Annotated in this window: 20 protein-coding genes; 19 read left to right on the forward strand and 1 reads right to left on the reverse strand. The window is 71.2% G+C overall.

Features of this window, described 5'->3' with window-relative positions:
- Positions 1-22 precede the first annotated feature (22 nt).
- The 6 genes from ACFXPL_RS04845 (at position 23) to ACFXPL_RS04870 (ending at position 7300) form a co-directional block, all read left to right on the forward strand.
- Positions 23-646, forward strand: a complete 624-nt coding sequence (locus ACFXPL_RS04845; RefSeq protein ID WP_384912525.1) for an isochorismatase family protein — start codon at positions 23-25, stop codon at positions 644-646.
- A complete protein-coding gene (locus ACFXPL_RS04850) occupies positions 643-2526 on the forward strand; it encodes a chorismate-binding protein (RefSeq protein ID WP_384912528.1) in 1884 nt (627 codons plus the stop codon). The genes ACFXPL_RS04845 and ACFXPL_RS04850 overlap by 4 nt, the downstream gene beginning before the upstream one ends.
- Complete coding sequence (locus ACFXPL_RS04855) at positions 2523-3386, forward strand: PhzF family phenazine biosynthesis protein (RefSeq protein ID WP_384912531.1); 864 nt, start codon at positions 2523-2525, stop codon at positions 3384-3386. The genes ACFXPL_RS04850 and ACFXPL_RS04855 overlap by 4 nt, the downstream gene beginning before the upstream one ends.
- 116 nt (positions 3387-3502) lie before the next feature.
- Positions 3503-4150 (forward strand): phenazine biosynthesis FMN-dependent oxidase PhzG, encoded by a 648-nt coding sequence (gene phzG / locus ACFXPL_RS04860; RefSeq protein WP_384912534.1) that lies wholly within the window; start codon positions 3503-3505, stop codon positions 4148-4150.
- Between the two features lie 100 nt (positions 4151-4250).
- The gene (locus ACFXPL_RS04865; RefSeq protein WP_384912537.1) at positions 4251-5861 is read left to right on the forward strand and encodes an amino acid adenylation domain-containing protein; all 1611 of its coding nucleotides are present in this window, start codon (positions 4251-4253) and stop codon (positions 5859-5861) included.
- 53 nt (positions 5862-5914) lie between these two features.
- Positions 5915-7300, forward strand: a complete 1386-nt coding sequence (locus tag ACFXPL_RS04870; RefSeq protein WP_384912540.1) for an FAD-binding oxidoreductase — start codon at positions 5915-5917, stop codon at positions 7298-7300.
- Between the two features lie 75 nt (positions 7301-7375).
- On the opposite strand, the gene ACFXPL_RS04875 is transcribed toward ACFXPL_RS04870, so the two are convergent.
- A complete protein-coding gene (locus tag ACFXPL_RS04875; RefSeq protein WP_384912543.1) occupies positions 7376-7699 on the reverse strand; it encodes a hypothetical protein in 324 nt (107 codons plus the stop codon).
- Between the two features lie 184 nt (positions 7700-7883).
- Between ACFXPL_RS04875 and ACFXPL_RS04880 the strand changes: the two genes are divergently transcribed.
- The 13 genes from ACFXPL_RS04880 (at position 7884) to ACFXPL_RS04940 (ending at position 25587) form a co-directional block, all read left to right on the forward strand.
- Positions 7884-9011, forward strand: a complete 1128-nt coding sequence (locus ACFXPL_RS04880; RefSeq protein ID WP_384912547.1) for a phenazine antibiotic biosynthesis protein — start codon at positions 7884-7886, stop codon at positions 9009-9011.
- On the forward strand, positions 9011-10411 hold the full coding sequence (locus tag ACFXPL_RS04885) for an aldehyde dehydrogenase family protein (RefSeq protein ID WP_384912550.1): 1401 nt from the start codon (positions 9011-9013) through the stop codon (positions 10409-10411). The genes ACFXPL_RS04880 and ACFXPL_RS04885 overlap by 1 nt, the downstream gene beginning before the upstream one ends.
- A gap of 241 nt (positions 10412-10652) precedes the next feature.
- Positions 10653-11018: a phosphopantetheine-binding protein gene (locus tag ACFXPL_RS04890; RefSeq protein WP_384912553.1), complete on the forward strand. Its 366-nt coding sequence runs from the start codon at positions 10653-10655 to the stop codon at positions 11016-11018.
- Positions 11015-13777 (forward strand): type I polyketide synthase, encoded by a 2763-nt coding sequence (locus ACFXPL_RS04895; RefSeq protein ID WP_384912556.1) that lies wholly within the window; start codon positions 11015-11017, stop codon positions 13775-13777. The genes ACFXPL_RS04890 and ACFXPL_RS04895 overlap by 4 nt, the downstream gene beginning before the upstream one ends.
- Positions 13774-14568: a thioesterase II family protein gene (locus ACFXPL_RS04900; protein ID WP_384912559.1), complete on the forward strand. Its 795-nt coding sequence runs from the start codon at positions 13774-13776 to the stop codon at positions 14566-14568. The genes ACFXPL_RS04895 and ACFXPL_RS04900 overlap by 4 nt, the downstream gene beginning before the upstream one ends.
- Before the next feature lie 9 nt (positions 14569-14577).
- The gene (locus ACFXPL_RS04905) at positions 14578-15633 is read left to right on the forward strand and encodes an aldo/keto reductase (RefSeq protein ID WP_384912561.1); all 1056 of its coding nucleotides are present in this window, start codon (positions 14578-14580) and stop codon (positions 15631-15633) included.
- A gap of 57 nt (positions 15634-15690) precedes the next feature.
- Positions 15691-18033, forward strand: a complete 2343-nt coding sequence (locus ACFXPL_RS04910) for an acyltransferase domain-containing protein (protein WP_384912563.1) — start codon at positions 15691-15693, stop codon at positions 18031-18033.
- Positions 18034-18105: 72 nt separating this feature from the next.
- The gene (ccrA, locus tag ACFXPL_RS04915) at positions 18106-19350 is read left to right on the forward strand and encodes a crotonyl-CoA carboxylase/reductase (RefSeq protein WP_384912566.1); all 1245 of its coding nucleotides are present in this window, start codon (positions 18106-18108) and stop codon (positions 19348-19350) included.
- Positions 19351-19399: 49 nt separating this feature from the next.
- Complete coding sequence (locus ACFXPL_RS04920) at positions 19400-21148, forward strand: fatty acyl-AMP ligase (protein ID WP_384912569.1); 1749 nt, start codon at positions 19400-19402, stop codon at positions 21146-21148.
- 132 nt (positions 21149-21280) lie between these two features.
- A complete protein-coding gene (locus ACFXPL_RS04925) occupies positions 21281-22180 on the forward strand; it encodes a LysR family transcriptional regulator (protein ID WP_384912572.1) in 900 nt (299 codons plus the stop codon).
- Between the two features lie 327 nt (positions 22181-22507).
- Positions 22508-23836 (forward strand): cytochrome ubiquinol oxidase subunit I, encoded by a 1329-nt coding sequence (locus tag ACFXPL_RS04930; RefSeq protein ID WP_384912575.1) that lies wholly within the window; start codon positions 22508-22510, stop codon positions 23834-23836.
- A 45-nt stretch (positions 23837-23881) separates the two neighbouring features.
- Positions 23882-24856, forward strand: coding sequence for a cytochrome d ubiquinol oxidase subunit II (locus ACFXPL_RS04935; RefSeq protein WP_384912578.1), 975 nt, complete (start codon positions 23882-23884; stop codon positions 24854-24856).
- Between the two features lie 89 nt (positions 24857-24945).
- On the forward strand, positions 24946-25587 hold the full coding sequence (locus tag ACFXPL_RS04940; protein WP_384912891.1) for a maleylpyruvate isomerase family mycothiol-dependent enzyme: 642 nt from the start codon (positions 24946-24948) through the stop codon (positions 25585-25587).
- Positions 25588-25800: the final 213 nt, after the last annotated feature.

Genomic DNA, 25800 nt, shown 5'->3' on the forward strand with positions numbered 1-25800 from the left:
AGTCAGGCACTGGAAGGAAGAAATGGTCGGCATCCCACCCATCGAGCCCTATGTGTTTCCGGCCGCGGACGACCTGCCCGTCAACACCGCCCGATGGACCCCTGATCCGGACCGTGCCGTGCTGCTCGTGCACGACATGCAGCGCTTTTTCCTGGCACCCTTCCCGGACAGCGTCCGTGAACCGCTGGTGACCAACGCGGCGTCGCTGCGCGACCGGTGCGCCGCCCTCGGCGTTCCGGTGGCTTACTCTGCCCAGCCCGGCAGCATGACCGGACAGGAACGTGGTCTGCTGGCGGATTTCTGGGGCCCCGGCATGCGTGGGGACCTCGCGGACCGCGGGGTGGCCGACGCGCTCGCGCCCCGCGACGACGACTGGCAGCTCACCAAGTGGCGCTACAGCGCCTTCCACAACTCCCCGCTGCTGGAGCTCATGCGCGAGGCCGGCCGTGACCAGCTGATCATCTGTGGGGTCTACGCGCATGTCGGCGTCCTCATGACGGCCGTCGAGGCGTTCACCCACGACATCCAGGTGTTCCTGGTCGCCGACGCCGTCGCCGACTTCAACGAGCGCTACCACCGGATGGCCCTCGACTACGCCGCGGAACGCTGCGCGATGGTGGTCACTGCCAAGGAGGTCCTCGTATGACCGGGGCGACCGGCGATCCGCTCGACCGGATACTGGCAGGCCACGCCGGGGACTTCGCCCTGCTGTACCGGCCGGAGGCGGTCGGGGACTGTGTCCTCGACGTGCTGGTCGGCGACGTATCGACGCCCGCGACGCTCGCCGGCATCCCCCTGCCCGACGCGTCGGCCGAGCCCGCGGGCGCCCACCACGAGGTCCTCGCGGTCGTCCCGTACCGGCAGATCGCCGAACGCGGTTTCGTGGCGTTCGACGACGGCGCGCCCCTGCTCGCGCTGAGCGTGACCGACCAGGCGCGTGTACCGCTGGCCTACGCGCTGAGCCGTATCCCGCAGGTGCCGTCCGAACTGGCCGACGCGGACTTCGACGTGGACGACGAGACCTACCGGGGAATCGTCCGAGAGATCGTCGACGACGTGATCGGCACGGGCGAGGGGGCGAACTTCGTCATCAAGCGGTCCTTCGTCGCCACCATCACCGACTACCGGCCGGACAGCGCCCTGTCGTTCTTCTCCCGGCTCGTGCGGCGTGAGGTCGGCGCCTACTGGACGTTCCTGATCCACGCGGGGGACCGCACCCTCGTCGGCGCCTCCCCCGAGCGGCACATCAGCCTCGACGGCGGCACGGCCGTGATGAACCCGGTCAGCGGCACCTACCGCTACCCGCCGAGCGGCCCCACCCTGCCGGACGTCATGGACTTCCTCGCCGACCGCAAGGAGGCCGACGAGCTGTACATGGTCGTCGACGAGGAACTCAAGATGATGGCCCGGATCTGTGAGTCGGGCGGGCAGGTCAAGGGCCCGTACCTCAAGGAGATGGCCCGCCTCGCGCACACCGAGTACTTCATCGAGGGGCGCACCGGGCACGACGTACGGGACATCCTGCGCGAGACCATGTTCGCGCCCACCGTCACCGGCTCCCCGCTGGAGAGCGCCTGCCGGGTCATCAAGGCATACGAGGACAAGGGGCGCGGCTACTACAGCGGTGTCGCGGCCCTCGTGGGGCGCGACGAGCACGGCGCGCGGACCATGGATTCCGCGATCCTCATCCGCACCGCGGACATCGACGCGTCCGGCCGGGTGGAGATCGGCGTCGGCGCCACACTGGTGCGCCATTCCGACCCTGCCCTCGAAGCCGCCGAGACCCGGGCCAAGACGTCCGCGCTGGTGAGCGCGCTGGAATCCGGCAGTGTCGGGAGCTTTGCCGACCACCCCGAGGTCCGGGCCGCGCTGCGGCGGCGCAACGAGTCCATCGCCGGCTTCTGGCTGAGCGAGGCCGCGGACCGGCCGCGGACACACTCCGTGCTCGCCGGGGGCCGTGTCCTCGTCGTCGATGCCGAGGACACCTTCACGTCCATGATCGCCGGCCAGCTGCGCTCCATGGGCCTGATGGTCACGGTGCGCCGTTTCGACGAGGAGTACGCCTTCGACGAGCACGACCTCGTCGTGATGGGGCCGGGGCCGGGCGACCCGTTCGACACGACCCACCCTCGGATCGGCCAACTCCACGCGGCCGTACGTACCCTGCTGGCCGAGCGCCGCCCGTTCGTCGCGGTCTGCCTCAGCCACCAGGTGCTCAGCCTGGCCCTCGGCTTCGAGGTGTCCCGGCTGCCCGCCCCCAACCAGGGCCTCCAGCGGGAGATCAACTACTTCGGCGCCCGCGAAAGGGTGGGCTTCTACAACGCCTTCTCCGCCGGAAGCGACAACGACAAACGCGATGTCGAGGGCGTCGGCGTGGTGGAGATCAGCCGGGATCCGCTGACGGGGGAGGTGTACGGGCTGCGCGGCCCGCACTTCATGAGCATGCAGTTCCACGCCGAGTCCCTGCTCACCCGGAACGGCCCGCGCATCCTGGCCGGCGCACTTCAGGACGTGATCACCTCATGACGACAGATCAGCGGGAGAACTCCATGCACTCCTATGTGGTGGTCGACGCCTTCGCGACGGAGCCGCTCAAGGGCAACCCGGTGGCCGTGTATGTCGACGCGGACGACCTGACCGGTGCCCAGATGCAGCGCGTCGCCCGGGAGATGAACCTCTCCGAGACGACGTTCGTACTGAGGCCCGAGGAAGGAGGCGACGCGCGGGTCCGGATCTTCACCCCGGTCAACGAACTGCCCTTCGCCGGGCACCCGCTGCTCGGTACCGCCATCGCCCTGGGCAACCGGGGCCCGGCGGACCAGCTCAAGCTGGAGACGGGGATGGGGCTCATCCCCGTCGAACTGGTCCGCACCGACGGGGTGGTCACCGCCGCCTGGATGCGCCAGCCCGTGCCGACCTGGAAGCCCTTCGACCGGCGCGAGGAACTGCTGGCCGCGCTCGGGGTAAGCGACCCCGCCCTGCCGGTGGACATTTACCGCAACGGGCCTCGCCACGTCCTGGTCGGCCTCGGCAGCGTGGCGGAACTGTCCGCGCTCACCCCGGACCACCGTGCGCTGAGCGCGTTCGAGGACCTGGCCGCCAACTGCTTCGCCGGCTCCGGCACGAGCTGGCGCAGCCGCATGTTCTCGCCCGCCTACGGCGTCGTCGAGGACGCGGCCACCGGCTCCGCCGCCGGTCCGATAGCGATCCATCTGGCCCGGCACGGCCTGATCGGGTACGGGCAGCGCATCGTGATCACGCAGGGGGTCGAGATGGGCCGGCCCTCACCCATGCACGCGCTCGTCGAGTGCGCGGGAGAGCTGGTCACCGGCGTCGAGGTCGGCGGCGACGGTGTCATCGCGATCGAAGGAACGCTGCGGCTGTGACGTACCCGCCCGCCACCCGTACCCGCCCGCCACCCGTACCCGCCCGCCACCCGTACCCCCGCCACCCGCACCCGCGCCACCCGCACCCCCGCAGAGCCGCCACCTCGGAGAGACGCATGAGCAGCACCAGCTCGGAAAGCATGACCGGGACCGTCGAGGTCGCCTTCGCCGAGTACCGCGAGCCGCCCGCCGAGCCGGTGGGTCTCCTGCGCGCGTGGCTCGCCGACGCCGTGCGCAACGGGGTCCGCGAGCCCCGGGCGCTGGCCCTGGCCACCGCCGACGGCGCCGGCCGGCCCTCGACCCGGATCGTCGTGGTCAACAAGGTGACCGGCACCGGGCTCGTCTTCATCACCCACGACGGCAGCCGCAAGGGCCGCGAACTGGCGGCCAACCCCTGGGCGTCAGGCGTCCTGTACTGGCGCGAGACCAGCCAGCAGATCATCGTTGAGGGCCCGGTCGTGCGACTGCCCGCCGAGGACGCCGACACGCTGTGGCGGGAGCGTCCCGAGTTCACCCACGCCATGTCGAGCGTCTCCCGGCAGAGCGAGCCGGTGGCCGGACCGGACGCTGTGGAGGCGCTGCGGAGGCGGGCCCGGCGGCTGGGGGAGAGCGGCGCGCCGCTGCCCCGCCCGAGGAGCTTCACCGGCTACGAACTCCGTTTCAACGGGGTGGAGTTCTGGGCCGACGGCTCCGACCGGCTGCACGAACGACTGCGGTACGACCGCGACGGCGAGGGCTGGCGCGTCGGCCGTCTCCAGCCGTAGCGCGCCACTGGACAGCCGGCCGACGAGCCGGGTCGGCGCCGGGGCGACCCCGGCAGCGGACCCTCCCGCCGAACCCATCGAAACGGAACGTGAGAACACCATGCAGGCAGCCGCGCCGCTCTTCCTCCACTCCGGATTCCGGGCCTCGGTCCGGCGAGTTCCGGAGAGACCCGCGCTGTCGCTGCGCGGGCAGACCTGGACGTACCGGGAACTGGACGGCATCGCCCGGCTCTGGGCCTCCGCGCTCACCAGCCTGGAGAAGCCGCCGAAGCGCGTGGGCATCCTCGGCCACCGCAGCATCGTCACCTACGCGGGGTTCCTCGCGGTCCTGTACGCGGGGGCGACCGCGGTGCCGCTGAACAAGAAGTACCCGGTGGCCCGCAACCAGGACATCATGGAGCGCGCCGAGGTGGACGTCGTACTGGCCGACCTGGGCTCCCTCGCCCAGCTCGGGCCGCTTCTCGACGGCCTGGCCGACGCCCCCGCGGCCGTCCTGCCGGAGAGCGACGCGGCGCCCGCGAACCTCCCCGCCGGCGTACGGGTCCTCACCCGCCGCGACGTCGAGGAGTGCGTGCCCCTGACGGAGCCCGTGGCCGGCGACCCGAAGGACCACGCCTATCTGCTCTTCACCTCGGGCTCCACCGGCCGCCCCAAGGGTGTGCCGATCTCGCACGCGAACCTGTCCGCGTTCCTCGCCGCCAACTCCGAGCGGTACGACTTCACGGAGGACGACCGGTTCACCAACACCTTCGACCAGACCTTCGACCCGTCCGTCTTCGACCTGTTCATGGCCTGGGGAAGCGGCGGCTGCCTGTTCCCGATGGAGGCTTTCGACCTGATGACGCCTCTGGACTTCGTGCGCCGCAACGGCATCACCGTCTGGTTCGCGGTGCCCTCGGTGGCGGTGCTCCAGCATCACCGCGGGGTGCTGGAGCCGGGCAGCCTGACGTCGCTGCGCTGGAGCCTGTTCTGCGGGGAGGCACTGCCCGCGGCCACCGCCCAGGCGTGGCTGGAGGCCGCACCAGGGTCCGTGCTGGAGAACCTGTACGGGCCGACCGAGGCGACCATCACCTGCCTGGTGCACCGCTGGGATCCGCGGACCTCGCCGGCCGCCGTCGTCAACGGGATCGTGTCGATCGGCTCCCCCTACCCGGACATGGCCGCCGCCGTACTGGCCGAGGACGGCAGCCCGGTCCCCGACGGGGAGGGCGAACTCTGCCTCTCCGGGCCCCAGGTCTTCGAGGGGTATCTGAACGCGCCCGAGCAGACCGGGAGCGCCTTCCACATCACCGTTTCGGAGGACGGCCACACCCGCCGCTGGTACCGGACCGGCGACCTCGTCCGTCGCACGGCGGGCGGCGAGTACGGCTACATGGGCCGGCTGGACAGCCAGGTCAAGGTCTTGGGCCACCGCATCGAGACGGGCGAGGTGGAGGCGCACCTGCTCCGCCAGAAGGGCATCGGCCAGGCCGTTGTCGTCGCCGTACCCGGAGACGAGGAGGGCGTGACGGTGCTCGCCGGGATCCTCACGGGTGACGACCTCGACGTCTACGACGTGGACGACGAACTGCGCCGGACACTGCCCCCGCACATGATCCCGATGACCTATCACCTGCTGGACACCCTGCCGCTGAACCCCAACGGCAAGGTGGACCGCACGGCGCTGCGCCGGCAGGTCGTCTCCGGGGAACTGGCGGCCCTCATCCCGTGAACAGGCCACCGAGGCGGTCCGGGACCGCGTCCGAACAGAAAGGAACGCCGCGGATGAACGACGCTGCCGCCGTGGTCTCCCTGCGCGACCGTGTGCGTGGCGAGACGCTGCTGCCGGGCGACGGCGGATTCGCCGCCCGGTGCGCGGGCTTCCAGACCGCCTACCGTCACCAGCCCTCCGTACTGGTCCGCGCGACCTGCCACGAGGACGTGGTGGCGGCTGTGGAGCACGCCGCCGCCCGCGGCCTGCCGGTCGCGGTCCAGGCGACCGGGCACGGTCTCTCGGTCGCCACCGACGGGGGCGTGCTCATCGACACCGCCGGGCTGCCGGGCGTCACCGTCGACGCCCGGGCACGCACGGCGCGGATCGGCGCGGGCGTCCGCTTCGCCGCCGTCGTCGAGGCCGCGGCCCGCTACGGTCTGGCCCCGCTGAACGGCTCCGCACCGGGTGTCGGCGCGGTCGGCTACGTCCTGGGAGGCGGGCTGGGCCTGCTCGCGAGGGAGTTCGGCTACGCGGCCGACCGGGTCGCCTCGATCGACGTCGTCACCGCCGACGGCCGGTCGCGGCACGTCACCGCGCAGAGCGAGCCCGAACTGTTCTGGGCCCTGCGCGGGGCCGGTGCGAACTTTGGCGTGGTCACCGGCATGGAGATCGATCTGGTGCCGGTCAGCCGGCTGTACGGCGGAGAACTGGCCTTCCACCTCGACCGCTGCCCGGGCCTGCTCGCCGACTACCTGAGCTGGACGGAGACGCTCCCCGAGGAGCTGACGTCCTCGGTGTCGCTTCTCGACTACCCGGATCTGCCGCTGTTCCCCGCGATGGTGCGGGGCCGGTCCGTGGCGCACGTGCGCATCGCGTACACCGGGGACTCCAGGACGGGCGAACGGTTGGTCGCCCCGCTGCGCGCGCTCGGGCCCCGGCTGTCCGACACGGTCGCGGAGATGCCGTACACCGAATGCGGTGCGATCTACAACGACCCGCCGATGCCGCACGCTTACCAGGGCGACAACGTCCTGCTGCGCGCCTTCGGCCCGCAACAGGCCGAGGAGGTGAAGCGGTTGGCGGGCGGCGGCGTCGGCCTTCCGTGTGTGGTCGACGTGCGCCACCTGGGCGGAGCCCTCGGCAGGCCGGCCGAGGTACCGAACGCGGTGGGCCACCGCGCCGCCCGCTACCTCCTGCGCGTGCTGATGCCCCTGATGGGGGCGGAGCCGGACGAGGTGCTGAGCGTCCGGGACAAGGTGCTCGGAGCACTCGCCGCCGAGTCCGTCGGCGGCCGCTTCCAGAGCCTGGTCTACGGCGGTTGTGCGAACGGCGCCCCGACGGCGCCCGCCAAGGACTTCTGGGAGCCGGCCGACCACCGCAGGCTGTCCGAACTCAAGGCCGTGATCGACCCGGCCAATCTGTTCCGGTTCAACCGAAATATCGAGCCGGCAGGCTAGCCGAAGCGCCGTCGAAACAGTTCGTACCGCATTCCGGGGCGCCCCGGATCCCCGGGGCGCCGCTTCGTCATATCCCTATTCGAATTCCAGGGGGCGCGCCCCTCCGACGATCGCCTCCACGTCGAACCACGCCCGGAAGTCGAGTGGATGACCGATCAGTTCGGCAGGGCTGCGCGGAAGCACCGCCGATTTCGCCGCTCCCTCGGACTCCCACAGCAGAACCGCACCCCAGCGACCGCTCGACGGGTCGGAGATCCAGATCTTCAGGAGCAGGCCGGGAATGTCGGCCCATCGCTTCTCCTCTTCCCGGATGAATTCGCGGAGTGTCGCGGGGTTCTGCTGCGACTCGGTGAGGTCCCACCACGCGATCATCGCCTTCATTGTGTGAGGGGTTTTCATGGCGCCAGTGTATGAGTCAGCCGTGGCCGGACGGCAGGTGATATGCATTCAACGTTCGCGGTCGGCAGGGAAATTGAGTAGCCATTACTCAGGTACGGGCGACCGCGGGTTCATGTTTTGTTTAATTCGCTATTGGCCGTTGGTGAACCAGGTTCCCCGAACCGGGTTCACCATCGGCCATGTCATGCCGGCTGTTGACATTGGAGGACGAGTGGCGCCTACCGAGCTGTCGATTCTGGACCTGCCCCACCATGAGGCCCCGGACCCCGATGAACTCGTCCGGGCTGCGATGGAATGGCACTTCAGTCCGGAGACCGGTTCGCCTTTCTGGCTGAAGAGGGCCGAAACGCTCGGGTTCGACCCGCTCTCCGAGGTCAAGGGCTTCGCCGACCTGGGCCTCTTCCCGAACGTCGCCAACGAACTGCGGGACGTGCCCGCCGCGGACCTCGTGCCGCGCGGCTACGGCCAACGCCCCGACATCGTCGGAGTCTTCGAGAGCGGCGGCACCACCGGCGCGCCCAAGCGGGTGATCTGCCCGGCCGACTGGCTGGAGAAGCTGGTCGGCTGGAGCAACGCCAACCTCGACGTGCACGGCTTCCCGCGCGATGTCGACTGGCTGGGAATCACCCCCTCCGGCCCGCACATCGTCGGTGAGATATTCCGCCGTTCGGCCCTGACACACGGCCGGTACGGATTCCAGGTCGACCTCGACCCGCGCTGGGTCAGGCGCCTGATCTCGGAGGGCAAGGGCGGCCAGGCGGACGCCTACGCCGAGCACGTCATCGACCAGGCCGCGTTCGTCCTGCGCACCCAGGACATCGGTGTGATGACGGTGACCCCGCCGCTGCTGGAGCGTATAGCCCAGCGCGAGGAGCTCGTCGAGCTCATCAACCGGAAGGTCCGGGCCATCCGCTGGGGCGGCACCCGGATGGACCCCGACACGGAGGCCCTCTACCGCACCGAGATCTTTCCCGAGGCCACCCTCTACGGGCACTACGGCAGCACGATGATCCTCGGCATCGCAGGTCAGCGACACGGCACCGCGCCGGGCGAGAGCTGTGTGTTCGACACCTTCTCGCCTTACATCACCTTTCAGGTCGTGGACCCGGTGACCGGTGACGCCGTGGCCTACGGGGAGCGCGGCCAAGTCGTGATGCACCACGTCAGCAAGGCACTGCTGCTGCCCAGCAACCTCGAACGGGACACCGCGATCCGGGTGGCCGCGCCCGAGGGCCGCGTCGGTGACTCGGTCGCGGACATCGCCCCGGTCGCCCGGTTCGACGACGAGGCCGTCATCGAGGGGGTCTACTGATGGGCGCAGGGGAGCAGCCGCAGAAGGAGCCGGGCGCCGAGCTGCCCGAACTGGACGCGCTGGGCCCGGGTGGCCCCTACCGCGCCCGCAGCCGGCAGGAGATCAGGGACGTGACCGGCGGGACCATCGCCCGCATGAGCCTGGTGCCCGCCCTCTTCGTGAAGCGGGCGGTGAAGGCCCTGCACGCCGCGTCCCCGCTTCCCGCCTGCGAGCGGGCGAGCGCCCTGGCCCGTGCCGCGGAGCTGTTCCGCACGGCCACGCTGGGCGGGCTGACGGCGCGGGAGTACGAGGCGGCCGTCACCGGCGTTTCCGGGCTGCCGGCCGCAGTGGTCCGTGCCGCTACCCGCACCTGCGCCGACCGGGTCGTGAACTCCTACCGCAGCGTCCAGCTGGCCCGGCCCGCCGGAGCCGTACCCGACTGGCGCGACCCGCTGGTGCGTACCTCCCAGGCCGTGTGGACCCGGCGCGGCGAGGTGCTCGCCGTCCACGTCCCCGGCAACCACCCCGGCACCCACGGGTTCTGGCCGGAGGCGCTCGCGCTCGGCTACCGGGTCGCGGTCCGTCCCTCCACCCGGGAGCCGTTCACCGCGTACCGTCTGGTCCTCGCCCTGCGCGAGGCCGGGTTCGGCAACGACCAGGTCGTCCTGCTGCCCTGCGGCCACGAGGCGGCCGACGCCATCGTGCGCGGCGCGGACCTGGCCTACGGCGGCGACGAGGTCATCCGCCAGTACGCCGACGACCCCGGGGTGCTCTCCCTCCGGCCCGGCCGCTCGAAGATCCTGCTGACCGCCGACGCCGACTGGCGCGACCACCTCGACATGATCGTCGACTCGGTCGGCCGGCATGCCGGCAGCGGCTGCGTCAACACCACCGCCGTGCTCGTCGAGGGCGACCCCGCCCCGCTCGCCGGCGCGATCGCCGAGCGGCTGGCCGCCCTGCCCAGCCTGCCACCACACGACGACAAGGCCCTGTTGCCGGTGCAGAACACCAAGGCGGCGCGGGCGCTGGAGAAGTTCGTGCTCGACCGGGCCCGGGGCACGCGTGCCTGGCTCGGCGGCACCGGCTTCGTCGACGAGCTCGGTGACGGCAGCGCCGTCCTGCGCCCGGCCGTCCATCAGGTGGACTCCGCGCACGCGCCGCAGCTCTCCGCCGAAGTCCCCTTTCCCTGTGTATGGGTCGGGCCGTGGAGCCGCGAGGACGGCGTCGAGCCGCTGCGCGACACCCTGGTCCTGACGGTCGTCACCGAGGACGACGCCTTCGTTCAGGCGCTGATCGACGAGCCCACGATCAGCAACCTGCACGTGGGGAGTCATGCCACGCACCGGCACCGCCCGGGGCTGCCGCACGACGGCTACCTGGGCGAGTTCCTGATGCGAAGCAAGACCGTCGTCCGCGTCTGAGACGGACCGGACGTCCACGGCGCCCCCACGGGTAACCGGAGCGATTTCCGGCCGGCAGCCGCCGCACCCCTCAGGAGCGAGATGCCCCGCTGCCTGTTCACCACCGCCTGGTCCTCCATCAAGCCAGTTGCCATAAACGACAGTTCTGCCCGGTGGAGAAGGTATCTATTGGACACCTTTCCCGCGTCGGCAGATGATTCTGTGGAACCGCTGAACCGGCGATCCGAAGGGGAGGGGCGGAGTGGATCAGGTATCCCACGGAAATCCATCGGGAAAAGAAATCGCGACTGTCATCGCCGAAATCTGGTGCGAAGTTCTGGAAGTCCCCGAGGTGGCCGACGGTGACAACTTCTTCGACCTCGGAGGGCATTCTCTCCTGCTTCAGGCGGTTCGTGAACGGGTTGTTCGGAGCATCGGTAGGAACGTCGAACTCATCGAGTTCTTCACCCACCCCACCGTGCGCTCCCTCGCGCGTCATCTTGAGAACGACGGGGCCGCTGAAACGGACCACGGGCGCCGCCGTCCCGGCGGGCGGGTGAACCGCCTGGGAAACCGGCGGGCCCAACTCGACGGAAACACATCGCGGATCCGGGGGGAAATCGGGTGAACGACTTCGAATCCCGGGACGACGCCGACGGGTTCATCGCGGTCATCGGGATGGCCGGCCGTTTCCCGGGCGCCGCCGACATCGCCGAGTTCTGGGCCAATCTGGCAGCCGGAAGCGACTCGATCACCCGCGACACCCCTCAGGTCTTTCCCGGTGGCGCGCCCGACGGCGGCGATTTCACCTATGTGCCCTCCCGCGGCCGGCTCGACGGAGCCGAGTGGTTCGACGCCGGCCACTTCGGCTACTCCGCGAAGGAGGCGTTCCTGATCGACCCGCAGCACCGGGTCTTCCTGGAGTGCGCGACCGAGGCCCTGGAGGACGCGGGCCAGGATCCTGACCGCTTCCCCGGCGCCATCGGCGTCTACGGCGGCTCCACCGAGACGCGGTACGCGCAGGCGCTGCGGGAGCGGCGCGAACAGCTCGGAGTCACCGAGGACGACATCGTCCTCGGCACCGCACCCGACTTCCTGGTGTCCCGCACGGCCGAACGCCTCGGACTGCGCGGCCCGGCCGTCGCGGTGCAGTCCGCCTGCGCCACCGCCCTGGTGGCCATCCACATGGCAGGGCGTGGCCTGCTCGCCGGCGACTGCGACATGGCCCTGGCGGGCGGCGTCGCCGTGCACGTGCCGCCGAAGAAGATCACCTGGACCGGCCCGGACGGCACCCTGGCGCCCGACGGCACCTGCCGCGCCTTCGACGCGAAGGGGGCGGGAACCGTCGCGGGCAATGGCGTCGGTGTCGTCGTCCTCAAGCGTCTGTCCGACGCGCTCTCCGACGGCGACCCCGTACGCGCGGTCGTCCGCGGGTCCGCCGTCACCAACGACGGATCGGCCCGGATCGGCTTCACCGCGCCCAGCGTGGCGGGCCAGGCGGCCGCGGTCCGCGAGGCGCAGCTCGTCGCCGGCACCGACGCCCGCACCATCACCTACGTGGAGGCCCACGGCACCGCGACCCCGCTGGGCGACCCGATCGAGATCGCGGCCCTCACCCAGGCCTTCCGGGACGGTACCGACGAGCGGGGCTTCTGCTCCATAGGCTCGGTGAAGACCAACATCGGACACACCGACGCGGCCGCCGGCGCAGCGGGCTTCATCAAGACGGTCCTGGCGCTGGGGCACCGGCAGATCCCGCCGAGCCTTCACTTCACCGAGGCCAACCCGCAGATCGACTTCGAGTCCAGCCCGTTCCGGGTCGCCACCGAACTCCGCGACTGGGATACCGCGGGCCTTCCACGGCGCGCCGGAGTCAGCTCCTTCGCGGTGGGCGGCGTCAACGCGCACCTGGTTCTGGAGGAGGCCCCGGAGCGGACGGCGCCACCGGCCGAACTCCGGGCCCAGCTGCTGGTGCACTCGGCGCGCACCGCCTCCGCACTGCGCACCCGGCTGGACCGGTTCGACGCCCATCTGGCCGGCGACGCGGCTCCCCCGTACGCCGATGCCGCCTGGACTCTTCAGACCGGCCGGCGGGAGTACCCGCACCGCGCGTTCACCGTGGTGGGCGACGGTCCGGTCCGGGAGCCGGTCATGTCGGCCGGACTCCCGCGGGAGCGGCCCGTGGTGTTCCTCTTCCCCGGCCGGATCGGTCCCGCGGAGGCCTGGCGGCTGTACACCACCGAACCCGCCTTCCGGCAGGCCTTCGACGCGACCCTGGAAGGCGCCGGACCCGAACTCGCGGGCGCGGTACGGGAAGTGGCCCGCGGCCTGGCCTGGCCCGGCGACCCGGTGGTGCGCGACACCTATGTCTTCGCCTTCGAGTACGCCCTGGCCTCGCTGTGGCAGCACTGGGGGGTGCGCCCCGGTGCGGTCTTCGGCACCGGTGTCGGCGCGCTGGTCGGAGCCGCCGTCGCCGGAGTCTTCCCGCTCGCGCAGGCGCTGCGGCTGATCGTCGAACCCGCCCGATCCGGCGCGGGTGACGCGGAACTGCGCGAGCTGGTGCGCTCCGTGGGCCCGCGGGCGCACCGGATCCCCGTCGTCCTCACCGACGGCACGTGGTACGGCACCGACGCGTCGATCGGCGCTGACCGGTGGGCGGGTGAGCTGCGCGACCCGGCGAGTGCGGACGCGGCACTGAACGCCCTGCTGGCCGACCCCGAGCGCGTCCTCCTCCAGGTCGGCGCCGGCTCCGGCCTGGTCACGCTCGCCCGGGACCAGCCCGCCCACACCTCCGCGCACCTCCTGCTGGCCGCGCTGGCCGGCCTCGACGAGGGCGGGAACGCGCTGGCCGCCCTCTACCAAGTGCTCGGACGGCTGTGGTTGTCCGGGACCGCGGTCTCCTGGGCGGGGGTCCACGACGGCGAACGCCGGGTCAAGGTGGCGCTGCCCACCTACCCCTTCGAGCGGCTCCCCTATCTGGTGCGGCACCCGGCCGAGGAGGCCCTGACCGCCACCGGCGCGGGCGCCGCGGAAGCCCCGGCCCCGGCCGGCCGGCCGGTCGAAGAACCGGTGACCGGCAGCACCGCCGACGATGTCGTCGGACCGCGGTCCGACGACCGCCAGGCCGACGGCACCCCCCTCGGCCTGGTGCTGCGGCTGTTCGGCGAGGCCCTCGGACTGACCGACGTAGAACCCGACGAGAACTTCTTCGAACTCGGCGGTGACTCCCTCATCGGCGTCAAGCTCCTCGCCCGGATCCGGGAGACCTACCCGGTCGAGATCAAGACGCGCTCACTGTTCGAGTCGGCGACGGCGGCCGATCTGGCCGCACTGGTCGAGCGGCAACTGAACCCTTCCGGCCAGGACAGGAAAGAGGAGTCCGTATGAGCGGCACCGGCACAGAGACCGGCGTCGGCCCCACCGGCCGGGCCGCCACGGCGGAGGAACTGCGCAGCCGCTGGCTCTCCAGCCGCAGGCCGAAGACGGAGACCACGCTCGACCTGTACTGCTTCGCTCACGCGGGCGGCTCGGCCGGGGAGTACATGCGCTGGTCCGGTGCCCTGCCCGGGATCCGGCTCTGGGCGGTCAAGCTGCCCGGGCGCGCGCCCCGGCAGGACGAGCCCCCGTATACCCGGATGAGCGAGCTGATCACCCATCTCGTCGAGCAGGTCGACTTCGGGCAGCGTGACTTCGCGTTCTTCGGTCACAGCCTGGGCGCGATGATCGCCTTCGAGACCGCCCGCACCTTGCGCCGCGCCGGGCTGCGTCAGCCCCGCGCGCTGCTGCTGTCGTCGATGCAACCGCCGCCCATCGTGACGCGGCAGCGCGCCCATCTGCTGCCGGACGACGAACTGCTGGCGGAGATCGAGCGCCGCTGGGGCGCGCTGCCGCTCGTGGTCCATGAGGAGCCGGAGCTCAGGGCGTTCGCCCTGCGTTACCTCCGCGCGGACGCCGAACTCGCCGAAAGCCACGAGTACGTGGTCGAGGAGCCCCTGGCCATCCCGATCACGGCGTTCGTCGGTGACCAGGAGGATCGCGGCCAGCTCGGCTGGGACGCTCACACGCGGGGTTCCTACGCGGCGTACGTCCTGAGCGGCGGCCACTTCTACTTTCGCGACCCGGAGCAGCAAGCCGCACTGCTGCGGCTCATCAACGGCGCACTGAGCACCCGGAGCTAGGGGATACGCATGCGTTACACGACCTTCGGCCGCAACACCGGCCTGCGCGTCTCCGAGTACGCGCTCGGCACAGCCAACTTCGGCACGCTGTGGGGCGGCGGTGCGAACCGCGAGGAGTCCCGCAAGATCTTCGAGCGCTTCGCCGAGGCGGGCGGCACCTTCATCGACTCCGCCGACAACTACCAGGTCGGTGAGTCGGAGAGTCTGCTCGGCGAGTTCCTCGGCAGCGACCGCGACCACTTCGTGATCGGCACCAAGTTCACCTTGGGGGCCGGGCGGGCCCGGATCTCCAGCACCGGCAACAGCCGGAAGAATATCCGCCGTTCGGTCGAGGCCAGCCTCAAGCGGCTCGGCACCGACCACATCGACGTGTACTGGGCTCACCTGCCCGACTCGGTCACCCCCCTCGAAGAGATTCTGGGCGCCCTCGACGACCTCGTGCGGGCCGGCAAGATCCTGTACGCCGGGCTCTCCAACTTCCCGGCCTGGCGGGTCTCCCGCGCCGCCACCCTCGCCGAACTGCGCGGCCTCAACCGGCTGGTGGGCACACAGTTCGAGTACAGCCTCGCCGAGCGCGGCGCCGACCGTGAGCTGTTGCCCATGGCCGAGGCCCTCGGCCTGGGCACCGCCCTGTGGTCACCGCTCGGCGGGGGCCTCCTCACGGGCAAGTACCGCCAGAGCCGCCGCGGCCGCCTCAGCGACTGGGAGGGGCAGGCCATCCGGGTCGAGGACTCCGAGCAGCGTACCGAGATCGTGGACTGTGTCCTGGCCGTCGCCGAGGAGACGGGCGCCTCGCCCGGACAGATCGCGATGGCCTGGCTGCGCGCCCGCGCGGCGCGCTCGGCGACCACCATGGTGCCCGTGATCGGCCCCCGCACCGTCGATCAGCTGGAGGACTACCTCGGCTCGCTCGCCGTCACCCTCGACGACGCCCAGTTCGACCGGCTGGAGCAGGTCGGCGCGGTCCGGCTCGGCCAGCCCCACGAGTTGATCGCCGGCCATCAGGACGTCGCGCTGGGCCGCCAGGCCGGCCGATTCGTCCGCCCGGCCCTTCCGGTGGCCTGAACAGGCCGCATGGCGCATGGGAAGAGAACGTGATCCAGATCAGGAGGGGCGGACCGCATGACTGACCTTGCCACGGCCGGCATCGACGCCGAGGCCCATGTCGCGATCATCGGAATGGCCGCGCGCTTCGGGCCGGACGCCGACCTCGACGCGTTCCGGGAGCGGCTGCGGACCCCCGCGAGGGAGGGGACCGCCGAGCCGCCGGCCGACCCCTACGGGTTCGACCACAGGTTCTTCGGCATCTCGCCGCGCGAGTCGGCGATGCTCGACCCGCAGCAGCGCCTCCTGCTGGAGTGCGCCCAGCACGCTCTGGAGGACGCCGCCCACGACCCGACGCGCGACGACGCGGTCGTCGGCATCTACGCGGGCGGCGCCACCACGACCCACGCGGCGCGACTGTACCGGCAGGCCGACCGGTCGCCGGGTTTCGACGACCGGCTGATCCGGACCGCCACCGGCGCCGACTTCCTCGCCTCGCGGGTCGCCTACAAGCTGGCGCTGACCGGCCCTGCCGTATCGGTGCAGGCCGCCGGAGCGACTGCCCTGGTCGCGGTGCACACCGCCGTCCAGGCGCTGCTCGGTGGCGAGTGCGACCTGGCCCTGGCCGGGTCGGTCACCGTGCGCACCGCCGACGGCGAAGCCGCCCCGACCGGTGGCTGCGGGGTCGTCGTACTGAAGCCGCTGCCGACGGCGCTGGAGGACGGCGACCGGATCTACGCCGTGGTCCGCGGCACCGCCGTCGGCACGACCGGACCGGGCGAGTCCGCCGAGGCGTGCGCCGCCCGCGTCGCTCGCGACGCGCTCGCGGTGAGCGGCATCGCCGCGGACACGGTCGTCCTGGTGGACACCCCTGAGGGGGTGGGCGTCACCGACACGGCGCCCGCCGCGGCTGCCTTCGTCCGGGCCGTCCTCGCCGCGTACGAAGGGCGGCGTCGGCCGGACGGCGCCGACCGCCCGCGCCGCGCCGCGGTCAGCGGGTCCGGCGCCTTCGGTACGTACGCCCACGCTGTTGTCGAGGAGGCGCCCGCCGAGGCACCCGCGCCCCCCGTGGAGGGCTGGCAGCTGCTTCCGTTCGCGGCGAAGTCACCGACTGCGCTGGCCGGGGTGGCGGCGAGGCTCGGCCACCACCTGGAACGGGCCGGAGAGGGCAACGCACTTCCGACGCTCCAGGACGTGGCCTGGACCCTCCAGACCGGCCGTACGCCGTACGCCCACCGGGGTTTCGTCGTCGCCCGCGACGACGCGGAGGCGGTCGCCGCCCTCGCGGGGGTCAAGGCCGGGGCCAGGGACCGGTCGGGCGGCGGGGCGGCCGGCCAGGCTCCGCCCGTGGTGTTCACCTTCCCCGGGCACGGCGGCCAGCACGTCGGCATGGGACGCGACCTGTACCGGCTCGATCCCCGTTTCCGGGCCGATCTGGACAGGTGCGTCGCCCACGTGCGGGCCACCGCGGACGTGGACCTCAAGACGGTGTTCGCTCCTGAGGGAGCGGAGGCCCAGGAGGCGGCGAACCGGTCCGTCGAGGACGGCCGGGTCGCCCAGCTAGCCGTCTTCGTACTGGAGTACGCGCTCGCTCGGGCCTTCATCCGATACGGGGTACGCCCCTCGGCGGTCGTCGGCCACAGCCTCGGCGGTTATGCCGCCGCGTGCGTCGCCGGGGTGTTCTCCTTCCCCGACGCGATCCGGATGGTTCTCAAGCGCACCGAACTGCTGCTGAGCCTGGCCCCCGGTGCCATGGCGGCCGTCCGCCTGTCCGAGGCCGAACTGCTGCCCCTGCTCCCCGAGGGTGTGGGCATCGCCGTGATCAGCGGGCCCGACCAGGTGACCATCTCCGGGCCGCGCGAGCCGGTGGCCCGGTTCGTCGAGGAGCACTCGGCCAAGGGGCTGGACACCCGCCTGCTGAAGATCCCGGGGGCCGGCCACTCCTCACTGGTCGACTCGGTGCTCGACGAGTACGAGACGTTCCTCGCCGGCGTCACGTTCCATGAGCCGGTGATCCGGGTCGTCTCGGACACCACCGGAACCTGGGCCGACCCGGAGGAGATCCGCACACCCCTGTACTGGTGCCGGCACATGCGCCACACCGTGCGCTACCACGACGTGCTCCGGACGCTTCAGACCGTGCGGGGGTGCGCGCTGGTCGAGGTCGGTCCCGGCACCACGCTGACCTCGCTGGCCCGCCGCCACGGGGACCTGCGCCACAACCACCCGATCCTGCAGGCGCTGCCGCATCCGAAGGACCCGACGCCCGACGCGCGGATCCTGCTGTCGACGATCGGCGCTCTCTGGGTGGCCGGCGTCGAGATCGCGTGGTCGGCCCTGCACCCGCTGCGCGCCCCCCGCAGGGCCTCCCTTCCGGGCTACCCCTACGAACGCACTTCGTTCCCGGTACCCGCGGCCTGACTCAGCCGCCTCCCGCTGACCCGCACCTGTCCGTCCCAACACCGGTTCACGATGATCAGGAGAACAGTGACGATGGGGAAGAGCCTGTACGAACTGGGCGAGATGCCGCCACTCGGGTCCGTTCCTGAGAAAATGTACGCGTCCGTGATCCGCCAGGACCGCTTCGGCGAGCCGCAGAAGGCGTTCGCCACCGAGGTGGTGGACACCCCCGAGCCCGGCCGCGGCCAGGTACTCGTCTGGGTGATGGCGGCCGGTATCAACTACAACAACGTCTGGGCCGGGCTCGGTTACCCCCTGGACGTCATCGATGCCCGGCGCAGGCGCGGCGAGCCCGAGGACTTCCACATCGGCGGCTCAGAGGGTTCGGGCGTGGTCTTCGCCGTCGGCGAGGGCGTGACCGGGGTCTCTGCCGGCGACCAGGTCGTCCTCTCCGGAGCCCAGTTCGACGAGACCGCCCCGGACATCCGTCTCGGCGGTGACCCCACGTTCTCCCCCACGATGCGGGCCTGGGGATACGAGTCCAACTACGGCTCCTTCGCGCAGTTCGCCCTCGTCGACGACTACCAGTGCCACCCGAAGCCCAAGAACCTCACCTGGGAGGGCGCGGCGGCCTTCATCCTCACCGGTGCCACCGCGTACCGGCAGCTGTTCGGCTGGGCACCCAACGCGGTGTCGCCCGGCGACCCGGTGCTGATCTGGGGTGGTGCGGGCGGCCTGGGCTCGATGGCCATTCAACTGGTCCGCAACGCGGGCGGCCTGCCCGTCGCGGTGGTCTCCAGCGAGGAGCGTGCCGCGTACTGCCGGGACCTGGGCGCCGTCGGCACCGTCAACCGCCGCGACTTCTCCCACTGGGGCCGGATGCCCGACCTGAACGACCCGGCCGCGTTCGGCGCCTGGATGGCGCAGGTGCGTGCCTTCGGCCGCGCCTACTGGGAGGCCCTGGGCGAACGGCGGGCGCCGGCGATCGTCCTGGAGCACAGCGGCCAGGACACCATCCCCACCTCCATGTACCTGTGCGACAACGGCGGCATGGTCACCATCTGCGGTGGCACCTCCGGCTACGCGGCCGATGTCGACCTGCGGTTCCTGTGGATGCGGCAGAAGCGGCTGCAGGGTTCACACGGCTTCAACCCGGCCCAGTGCCGGGCGGTGATCCGGCTGGCGGCCTCCGGGCACCTCGACCCCTGCCTGTCCGGTGTGTTCGGCCTGGACGGGATCGGCGAGGCCCACCAGCTGATGCACGAGAACCGCCAGCCCCCCGGCAACGTGGCGGCGCTGGTCAACGCGCGCCGGGCGGGACTCACCGACCTCGCCTGAGCGGCCCTCCGAGGGATGTCCGCCTGCCACCCTTGACGAACGGACGGTCATGACCGCAGATTCCATGACGGAGCGCACCGCGCTGACGTTGCCCGCCCTGCTCGCACAACGCGCCGAAGGAATGCCCGACACCGTCGCCTATGTCTATCTGCGCAACGGCGAGGAGATCGGCGAACAGATCACCTACGGGCAGTTGCACACCGACGTGACCGCGCGGGCCGGCGCCCTTGCGGAACTGGCGGGCGGCCGTCGCAGCGCCGTACTGATGTACCCCAACGGCCTGGAGTTCATCAGGGCCTGGCTGGGCTGCACCGCGGCCGGCGTCAAGGGAGCACCCGTCCAGGTGCCCACGCGCCGGTACGCCGTCCAGCGGCTGCGGGCCGTCGCCGACGACGCGTCCACGACGCTGGTACTCACCACCCGCGAGGTGCGCGACCAGGTACTCGCCGACTTCCACGGCCTGCCCGAACTGGCCGGTCTGGAATTCGTCGCCACCGACGAACTGCCGGCGCCTGCCGGCCGGACCGAACTGCCCGCGCCGGGGCTCTCGGACGTCGCGCTGCTCCAGTACACCTCCGGCTCCACCGGAGTCCCCAAGGGCGTCATGGTCACGCACGCCAACTTCTGGTTCAACGCGTGGGAGACCGAGGACCTGTGGCCGATGGGCGACGACGGTGCCGTCGTCTCCTGGCTGCCGTTCTTCCACGACATGGGACTCGTGCTGGGCATCGTGCTGCCGCTGTGGGCGGGCCGTCCGGCGTACCTGATGGGGCCCGAGGCGTTCATCCGCCGCCCCGGCCGGTGGCTGGAAGCACTGTCCCGGTTCGGCGGCACGCATTCCTCCGCCCCGAACTTCGCCTACGACCTGTGCGTGCGCAGCGACAGCGTGCGCGGCCCGATCGACCTGTCGCGCTGGCGGATGGCCGTCAACGGCGCCGAGCCGGTCCGGGCGCGCACGGTGCAGGACTTCGTCGGCAAGTTCGCCGCCAGCGGCCTCGGCATCCGTGCCATGTGCCCGAGTTACGGCCTGGCGGAGCACACTCTGAAGGTCAGCGGCAGCCCGCTGGACGCCGCGCCGGAGCCGCTCGTGCTGGACACACAGGCCCTGGGCCTGGGCACGGTGGTCCCGGTCTCCGGGGACGCCGCGGCGTCCGTCGTCACCAGTACGGTGATGAGCGTGGGCCGTACGGTGGGGGACACCCGGGTCCGGATCGTCGACCCGCGCACGCTCAGGGCGGCGGGGCCCGACGAGGTCGGGGAGATATGGGTGACCGGACCGTGCGTGACGGCCGGTTACATCGGCCGCGAGGAGGAGAGCGAACGGACCTTCCGGGCCCGCGTGGTGGGCGCGGAGGACGACGTCACGTTCCTGCGTACCGGCGACCTGGGCTTCGTGCGGGGGGACCTGTTCATCACGGGCCGTCTCAAGGACGTGATCATCGTCAAGGGGCGCAACCACTACCCACAGGACCTGGAGCATACGGTCGAGAGCAGCCACGCGCTGCTGCGCCCGGCGTCCGCCGCCGTGTTCGCGGTGGACGACGGTGCGCGGGAGTCCGTCGTCGTGGTGGTCGAGGGCGACAGCCGGGTGGGCAGGTACGCGAGTGCCGGCGAGGTGACGGCGGCCGTGCGTGAGGAGCTGCGCCACCACCACCGGATCGACGTGTCGGACGTGGTGCTGATCCGCCGGGGGACCTTGCCGAAGACGACGAGCGGCAAGGTGCGCCGTCGCCCGTGCCGGGAACAGTACGAAGCCGGCACCCTCAAGGTGCTCGCCGTATCGGCGGAACGGACTTGACCTGGATCTGACATTCGCATCACCGGGATCTGACATCGGGTGCACACGGATTTGAATATGCGGGCACATTCCAATCTCTGGTTGTCCTCGCCGTGAAGCACTCACAGAGGGGGTGACCGGTACGATGAATACATGGAATTACGTCAGTTGGAGTACCTCGTGGCCGTTGCCGAAGAGGCCAGCTTCACAAAGGCCGCCGCGCGGGTGTTTGTGACCCAGCCCTGTGTGAGCGCGCAGGTCAGACGGCTCGAAAGGGAGTTGGGGCAGGATCTGCTCGACCGCGGCGGCCGGACGGTCCAACTGACGGAGGCGGGCGCCGCGGCGCTGCCGTACGCGCGGGCCGTGCTGGCCGCGTTCGACGGTGTGCGGGGCGCGGTGGAGAACGTCTCCGGTGTCGTGCGGGGACCGGTCGCGATGGGTTCGGTCGCGTCTTCCCTCTCCCTGCGGCTTCCCGAACTCATGGCGGACTTCAGCCAGAAGTACCCGGCGGTGGAGATCTCCCTCAGCGAGGGGAACACGGACAAGCTCGTCGACGGTGTACGGACCGGCCTGATCGACGTCGCGATCATCGGCATCTCCTCCGAGCCGCCGGCCGGCGTCGACACCCTGGTCATCGCCGACGAGTCCCTGATCGGGGCCGTGGGACACGATCACCCGCTCGCGCGGACCGACAGCATCACTGTCGAGGAGGTGGCGTGCCACACGCTGATGTGCCTGCCCAGCGGCAGTGCCATGCGCGCCGCGTCCGACGCGGCCTGGGCGGCGGCGGACACCCGGCCCCGGGTGGCCTTCGAGGCGGGCGACCCCCGGGTACTGGCCCAACTCGCCGCACGGGGCATGGGCATGGCGATCCTGCCGGAGCGGTTCGTGCTCTCCCAGCCGGAACAGCTTCATCCCGTCCGGATCGCCGGCCCGCATCTGCGGGGTGGTCTCGCGCTGGCCTGGCGGTCCAGCGGGCGCGTCAGCCCGGCTGCCCGAGCCCTTCTGGCACGGGCGCGCGCGCTGCTCGGCCAGGGCGTGTTCCGGAAGTAGCACCGTCCGCCCGCAGGGCGGGGCCCGCGGCGTCCGGTGCGGCGCACTCGTTCCGCTCGTTCCGCTCGTTCCGCTCGCTCCGTCTCGGCACGGCGCATCCTCCTCCGGACGCCGAGCGCGGTCGCCGGGCGGAGGACCGGCACCCTCGACGGCCCGCCCGTACGTGGACGACTCCGGCAACGCGGCGAGCGTGCGTGCCGGACGTCGCGGGCCGGGCGGGACCTTCGGAACACGCCCCAGGAGCCTGCCGGGGTCCTGACCGCCAGGACGGGCCCGGTCGCCGCAACTCGCGCACCCTCCTGTCCCCTCTCACCGGAGTACGCCCCCGTGAACGCAGTTGACCTAGCTCGACTCCAGTTCGCCGTCACGGCAACACTGCACTTCCTGTTCGTCGCCCTGACCCTCGGACTGGTCACGGTCGTCGCCCTGACTCAGACTCGGGCCCTGTCGGCCAAGGACCCCGCCCTGCGCGCCACCAGAATGCGCCGGGTGCGCTTCTGGGGCGGTCTCTACGTCATCAACTACGCGCTGGGCATTATCAGCGGACTCACCCAGGAGTTCCAGTTCGGTCTGAACTGGTCAGGCCTTTCCCACGTCATGGGGAATATCGTCGGTGCGCCGATCGCCGTGGAGAGCGTCGCCGCTTTCTTTCTGGAATCGACTTTCCTGGGGCTCTGGGCGTTCGGATTCAACCGTGTGTCCGCCCGCGCCCATGCCGCGCTGATCTGGGGTGTCGCTCTCACGGCATACGCGTCCACCTTCTGGATCATGGTGGTCAACGGCTTCATGCAGAAGCCGGTCGGCTACGAGATGCGGGACGGCACCGCCTTCGCCACCGACTGGGGCGCCATCCTCACCAACGGGGCGACCTGGTACGCGATGCTGCACATCGCGGGCGCCGTGGTCCTCCTCGCCGGACTGTTCATGGCCGCCGTCAGCGCCTACCACCTGCGCCGCGACGGGGACATCGACTTCTTCCGCCCCACACTGGTCCAGGGCTCGGTTCTCGCGGGCTGCGGCGCGCTCGTCGCCGCCGTGGCGGGCGCCGTGCAACTGACGAACCTCAAGGGCCACCAGCCGGAGAAGTACGCCACGCTGATGGGGGAGACCGGTGCGCAACTCGACAGGGTCCGCGCCACCGCGGAGGCATCGTACGGATCCGGCGACTGGATGCCGCCCTCCTGGGTGGGCGTGGCGTCCGTGCTCATGCTCGTCATCGGCATCGTGCTGGTTCCCCTGGCCTGGATCCCGGCCACGGCGGCCCGCGGCAACCCCCCGGACGGGTCGTTCGCGCGCCGGGGCTTCCGGATGCGGCTGCCCGGCGTCCTGCTGCCCCTCGGCTTCCTCGCGATCATCTGCGGCTGGCTCAGCCGGGAGGTCGGCAGGCAGCCGTGGATGGTCACCGGCGAACTCACCGTCCGCGAGGCCGTCGCCGACGTCTCCCCCGGGGGAATGCTCGCCTCGTTCCTCGTCTTCACGGTGGTGCTCACCACCCTCGCCGTCGTCGACTGGGTGCTGATCTCCCGCTACGCGCGCCTCGGACCGGACGCGGGGCTGCTCGGCGACACGGGTCTCTTCCCGGACGCCACCGAGCGCGGGACGCTCCAGGAGGACGACCAGTCGTCCCTCCCGGCGGACGTGCACCACTCCTATTGACCCACCCTCCCACCGTACGTACGCCGAGCTGATGGGCCATCAACCGTGGATGTCTTCTATTACGCGCTGGTCGGGCTGCTTCTCGCCGGTTATCTGGCCCTGGAGAGCGTCGACTTCGGCATTGGGATGCTGATGCCGTTCGCCGACACGGAGTCCGGCCGTGTGCGCATGCGCCGAACCGTCGTCCCGCTCTTCCTCGCCAACGAGGTGTGGCTGGTCGCCTTCGCCGGGCTGCTGTTCGGCGCCCTGCCCCTGTTGGAGGGAGAGTTGCTGTACGCCCTGCGGCTGCCCCTTCTCGCCGTGCTCGGCGCGTGGTTCCTGCGCGACGCCGCGCTGTGGTTCCGTACCGCGCACCCGGGCGTCGGCTGGCGGCGGACCTGGGACACCGTGCTGCCGGCCGCCAGCCTGGTCCTCGCGGTCGGCTGGGGTGCCGTGCCGGCCATGCTGATCCGGGGGCTGTCCACCAACGGCGACGGGCACGCGGTGGCCGGCCCGGCCGATCTGACGCATCCCTTCGTCCTGCTCTGCGCGGTCCTGGCCGTCGCGGGCAGCCTGCGCCAGGGTTCGCTCTTCGCCGCCCGCGGCCTGCCGGAGGGCGACGCGCTGCGGGTCCGGTTCGGCCGCCTGACCCGGGTCCTCACACCGATCCTGCTCGTGCTGCTCCTGCTGACCGCCGCCGCAGGCGCGGCGGTCACCGACGCTCCGGTGGCGGTGGGCCTGGTCGGGGTCCTCGCCGCCGCCGGTGTGTACGGCTCCGACCGCGTCCAGGCGACGGGCCGCACCGGGCCGGCGCTGCTGCTCGGCGCCGCGCCGCTGGCGGCCCTGCCGCTCATGGTGGGCGTCGCGAACGGCACCACGGTGCTGGCCACCCGTTCGGGAAAGGGCAGCCTGGAACTGTCACGGGCGATCGCCGATTCCGCCTCTCTGGCCCTGCTGTCCGTGACCGTGCTTCCGGTGCTGGTCGCGGTGGTCCTCGGCCAGCTGTGGATCTGGCGGGTTTTCGCGCGGGCTCCCCGATGACACGACATGACATCGCTTTCGCCACCGACAGCGGATGCGACGTGGATCTTCAGCGAACGCGACGATAGGGTGAATCCATGGGTAAATTAATGCAGGGGCGTCCGGAATCCGAGATCCGCGCGGCGATCGCCGCCGAACGCCGGGAACTCGCGGACTTGCTCGATGGATTTCCCGCGCCGAAATGGGACGAGCCGTCGTTGTGCTCCGGGTGGCGGGTTCGTGAAGTGGCGGCCCACATGTCGCTGGGATTTCGCTATTCAATTCCCCGGACGGCCAAGGAACTCTTCACGGCGCGCGGCAGTCTGCACCGCATGACCGACCGCTGCGCCCGCAGGGACGCGGCCGAGTTCTCCACCGACCGGCTCGCGGCCTTCCTCCGGGACAACGCCGACCACCCGTGGAAGCCGCCGGTCGGCGGCATCGTCGCGGCGCTCGGCCACGACGTCGTCCACGGGCTCGACATCACGGTCCCGACGGGTGTCGACCGTGCGGTCCCGCAGGACCGGCTCCGCATCCTGCTGGACGCCGTCGACCCCAAGTCCCTCAAGTTCTTCGGCGCTCCGCTCGACGGCGTCCAACTGCGTGCCGAGGACCTCGACTGGACCTACGGCACCGGATCGCCGATCACCGGCACCGGACAGGATCTGCTGCTCCTCGCCTATGGCCGCAGACTGCCCGAGGGGCGCCTCCACGGCCCGCAGGTGAGCCGCTTCACCCTCCCGCGGAAATAGTCCTCGACAGGAATGTGGCGGTCGCTCGCCCCTTCCTTTCATCGTGTTCGAGGATAAGGGGCGGTGATTAAGTCCTGGTAAATTCGAGTGGTGCGGAACGCGGGGGTTTTTCCCGGCGTGCGCGGCGTGTAGCGTGAGGAATTCACACAGTGCTTCGTGTGCGTACGGCCGGCGGGGGTGGCCGATGAATACGGGGATGGCGGAGAAGAATCC

It is taken from the genome of Streptomyces sp. NPDC059092, from assembly GCF_042756365.1.
Lineage (GTDB): Bacteria > Actinomycetota > Actinomycetes > Streptomycetales > Streptomycetaceae > Streptomyces.

Bases quoted from the DNA above. Each gene is read 5' to 3' on its own strand.
- ACFXPL_RS04905 (WP_384912561.1), top strand. From the start codon at position 14,578: ATGCGTTACACGACCTTCGGCCGCAACACCGGCCTGCGCGTCTCCGAG.
- ACFXPL_RS04850 (WP_384912528.1), top strand. From the start codon at position 643: ATGACCGGGGCGACCGGCGATCCGCTCGACCGGATACTGGCAGGCCAC.
- ACFXPL_RS04900 (WP_384912559.1), top strand. From the start codon at position 13,774: ATGAGCGGCACCGGCACAGAGACCGGCGTCGGCCCCACCGGCCGGGCC.
- ACFXPL_RS04910 (WP_384912563.1), top strand. From the start codon at position 15,691: ATGACTGACCTTGCCACGGCCGGCATCGACGCCGAGGCCCATGTCGCG.
- ACFXPL_RS04870 (WP_384912540.1), top strand. From the start codon at position 5,915: ATGAACGACGCTGCCGCCGTGGTCTCCCTGCGCGACCGTGTGCGTGGC.
- ACFXPL_RS04880 (WP_384912547.1), top strand. From the start codon at position 7,884: ATGCCGGCTGTTGACATTGGAGGACGAGTGGCGCCTACCGAGCTGTCG.
- ACFXPL_RS04865 (WP_384912537.1), top strand. From the start codon at position 4,251: ATGCAGGCAGCCGCGCCGCTCTTCCTCCACTCCGGATTCCGGGCCTCG.
- phzG (WP_384912534.1), top strand. From the start codon at position 3,503: ATGAGCAGCACCAGCTCGGAAAGCATGACCGGGACCGTCGAGGTCGCC.
- ACFXPL_RS04845 (WP_384912525.1), top strand. From the start codon at position 23: ATGGTCGGCATCCCACCCATCGAGCCCTATGTGTTTCCGGCCGCGGAC.
- ACFXPL_RS04875 (WP_384912543.1), bottom strand. From the start codon at position 7,699: ATGAAAACCCCTCACACAATGAAGGCGATGATCGCGTGGTGGGACCTC.
- ACFXPL_RS04885 (WP_384912550.1), top strand. From the start codon at position 9,011: ATGGGCGCAGGGGAGCAGCCGCAGAAGGAGCCGGGCGCCGAGCTGCCC.
- ACFXPL_RS04925 (WP_384912572.1), top strand. From the start codon at position 21,281: ATGGAATTACGTCAGTTGGAGTACCTCGTGGCCGTTGCCGAAGAGGCC.
- ACFXPL_RS04855 (WP_384912531.1), top strand. From the start codon at position 2,523: ATGACGACAGATCAGCGGGAGAACTCCATGCACTCCTATGTGGTGGTC.
- ACFXPL_RS04940 (WP_384912891.1), top strand. From the start codon at position 24,946: ATGCAGGGGCGTCCGGAATCCGAGATCCGCGCGGCGATCGCCGCCGAA.
- ACFXPL_RS04920 (WP_384912569.1), top strand. From the start codon at position 19,400: ATGACCGCAGATTCCATGACGGAGCGCACCGCGCTGACGTTGCCCGCC.
- ccrA (WP_384912566.1), top strand. From the start codon at position 18,106: ATGGGGAAGAGCCTGTACGAACTGGGCGAGATGCCGCCACTCGGGTCC.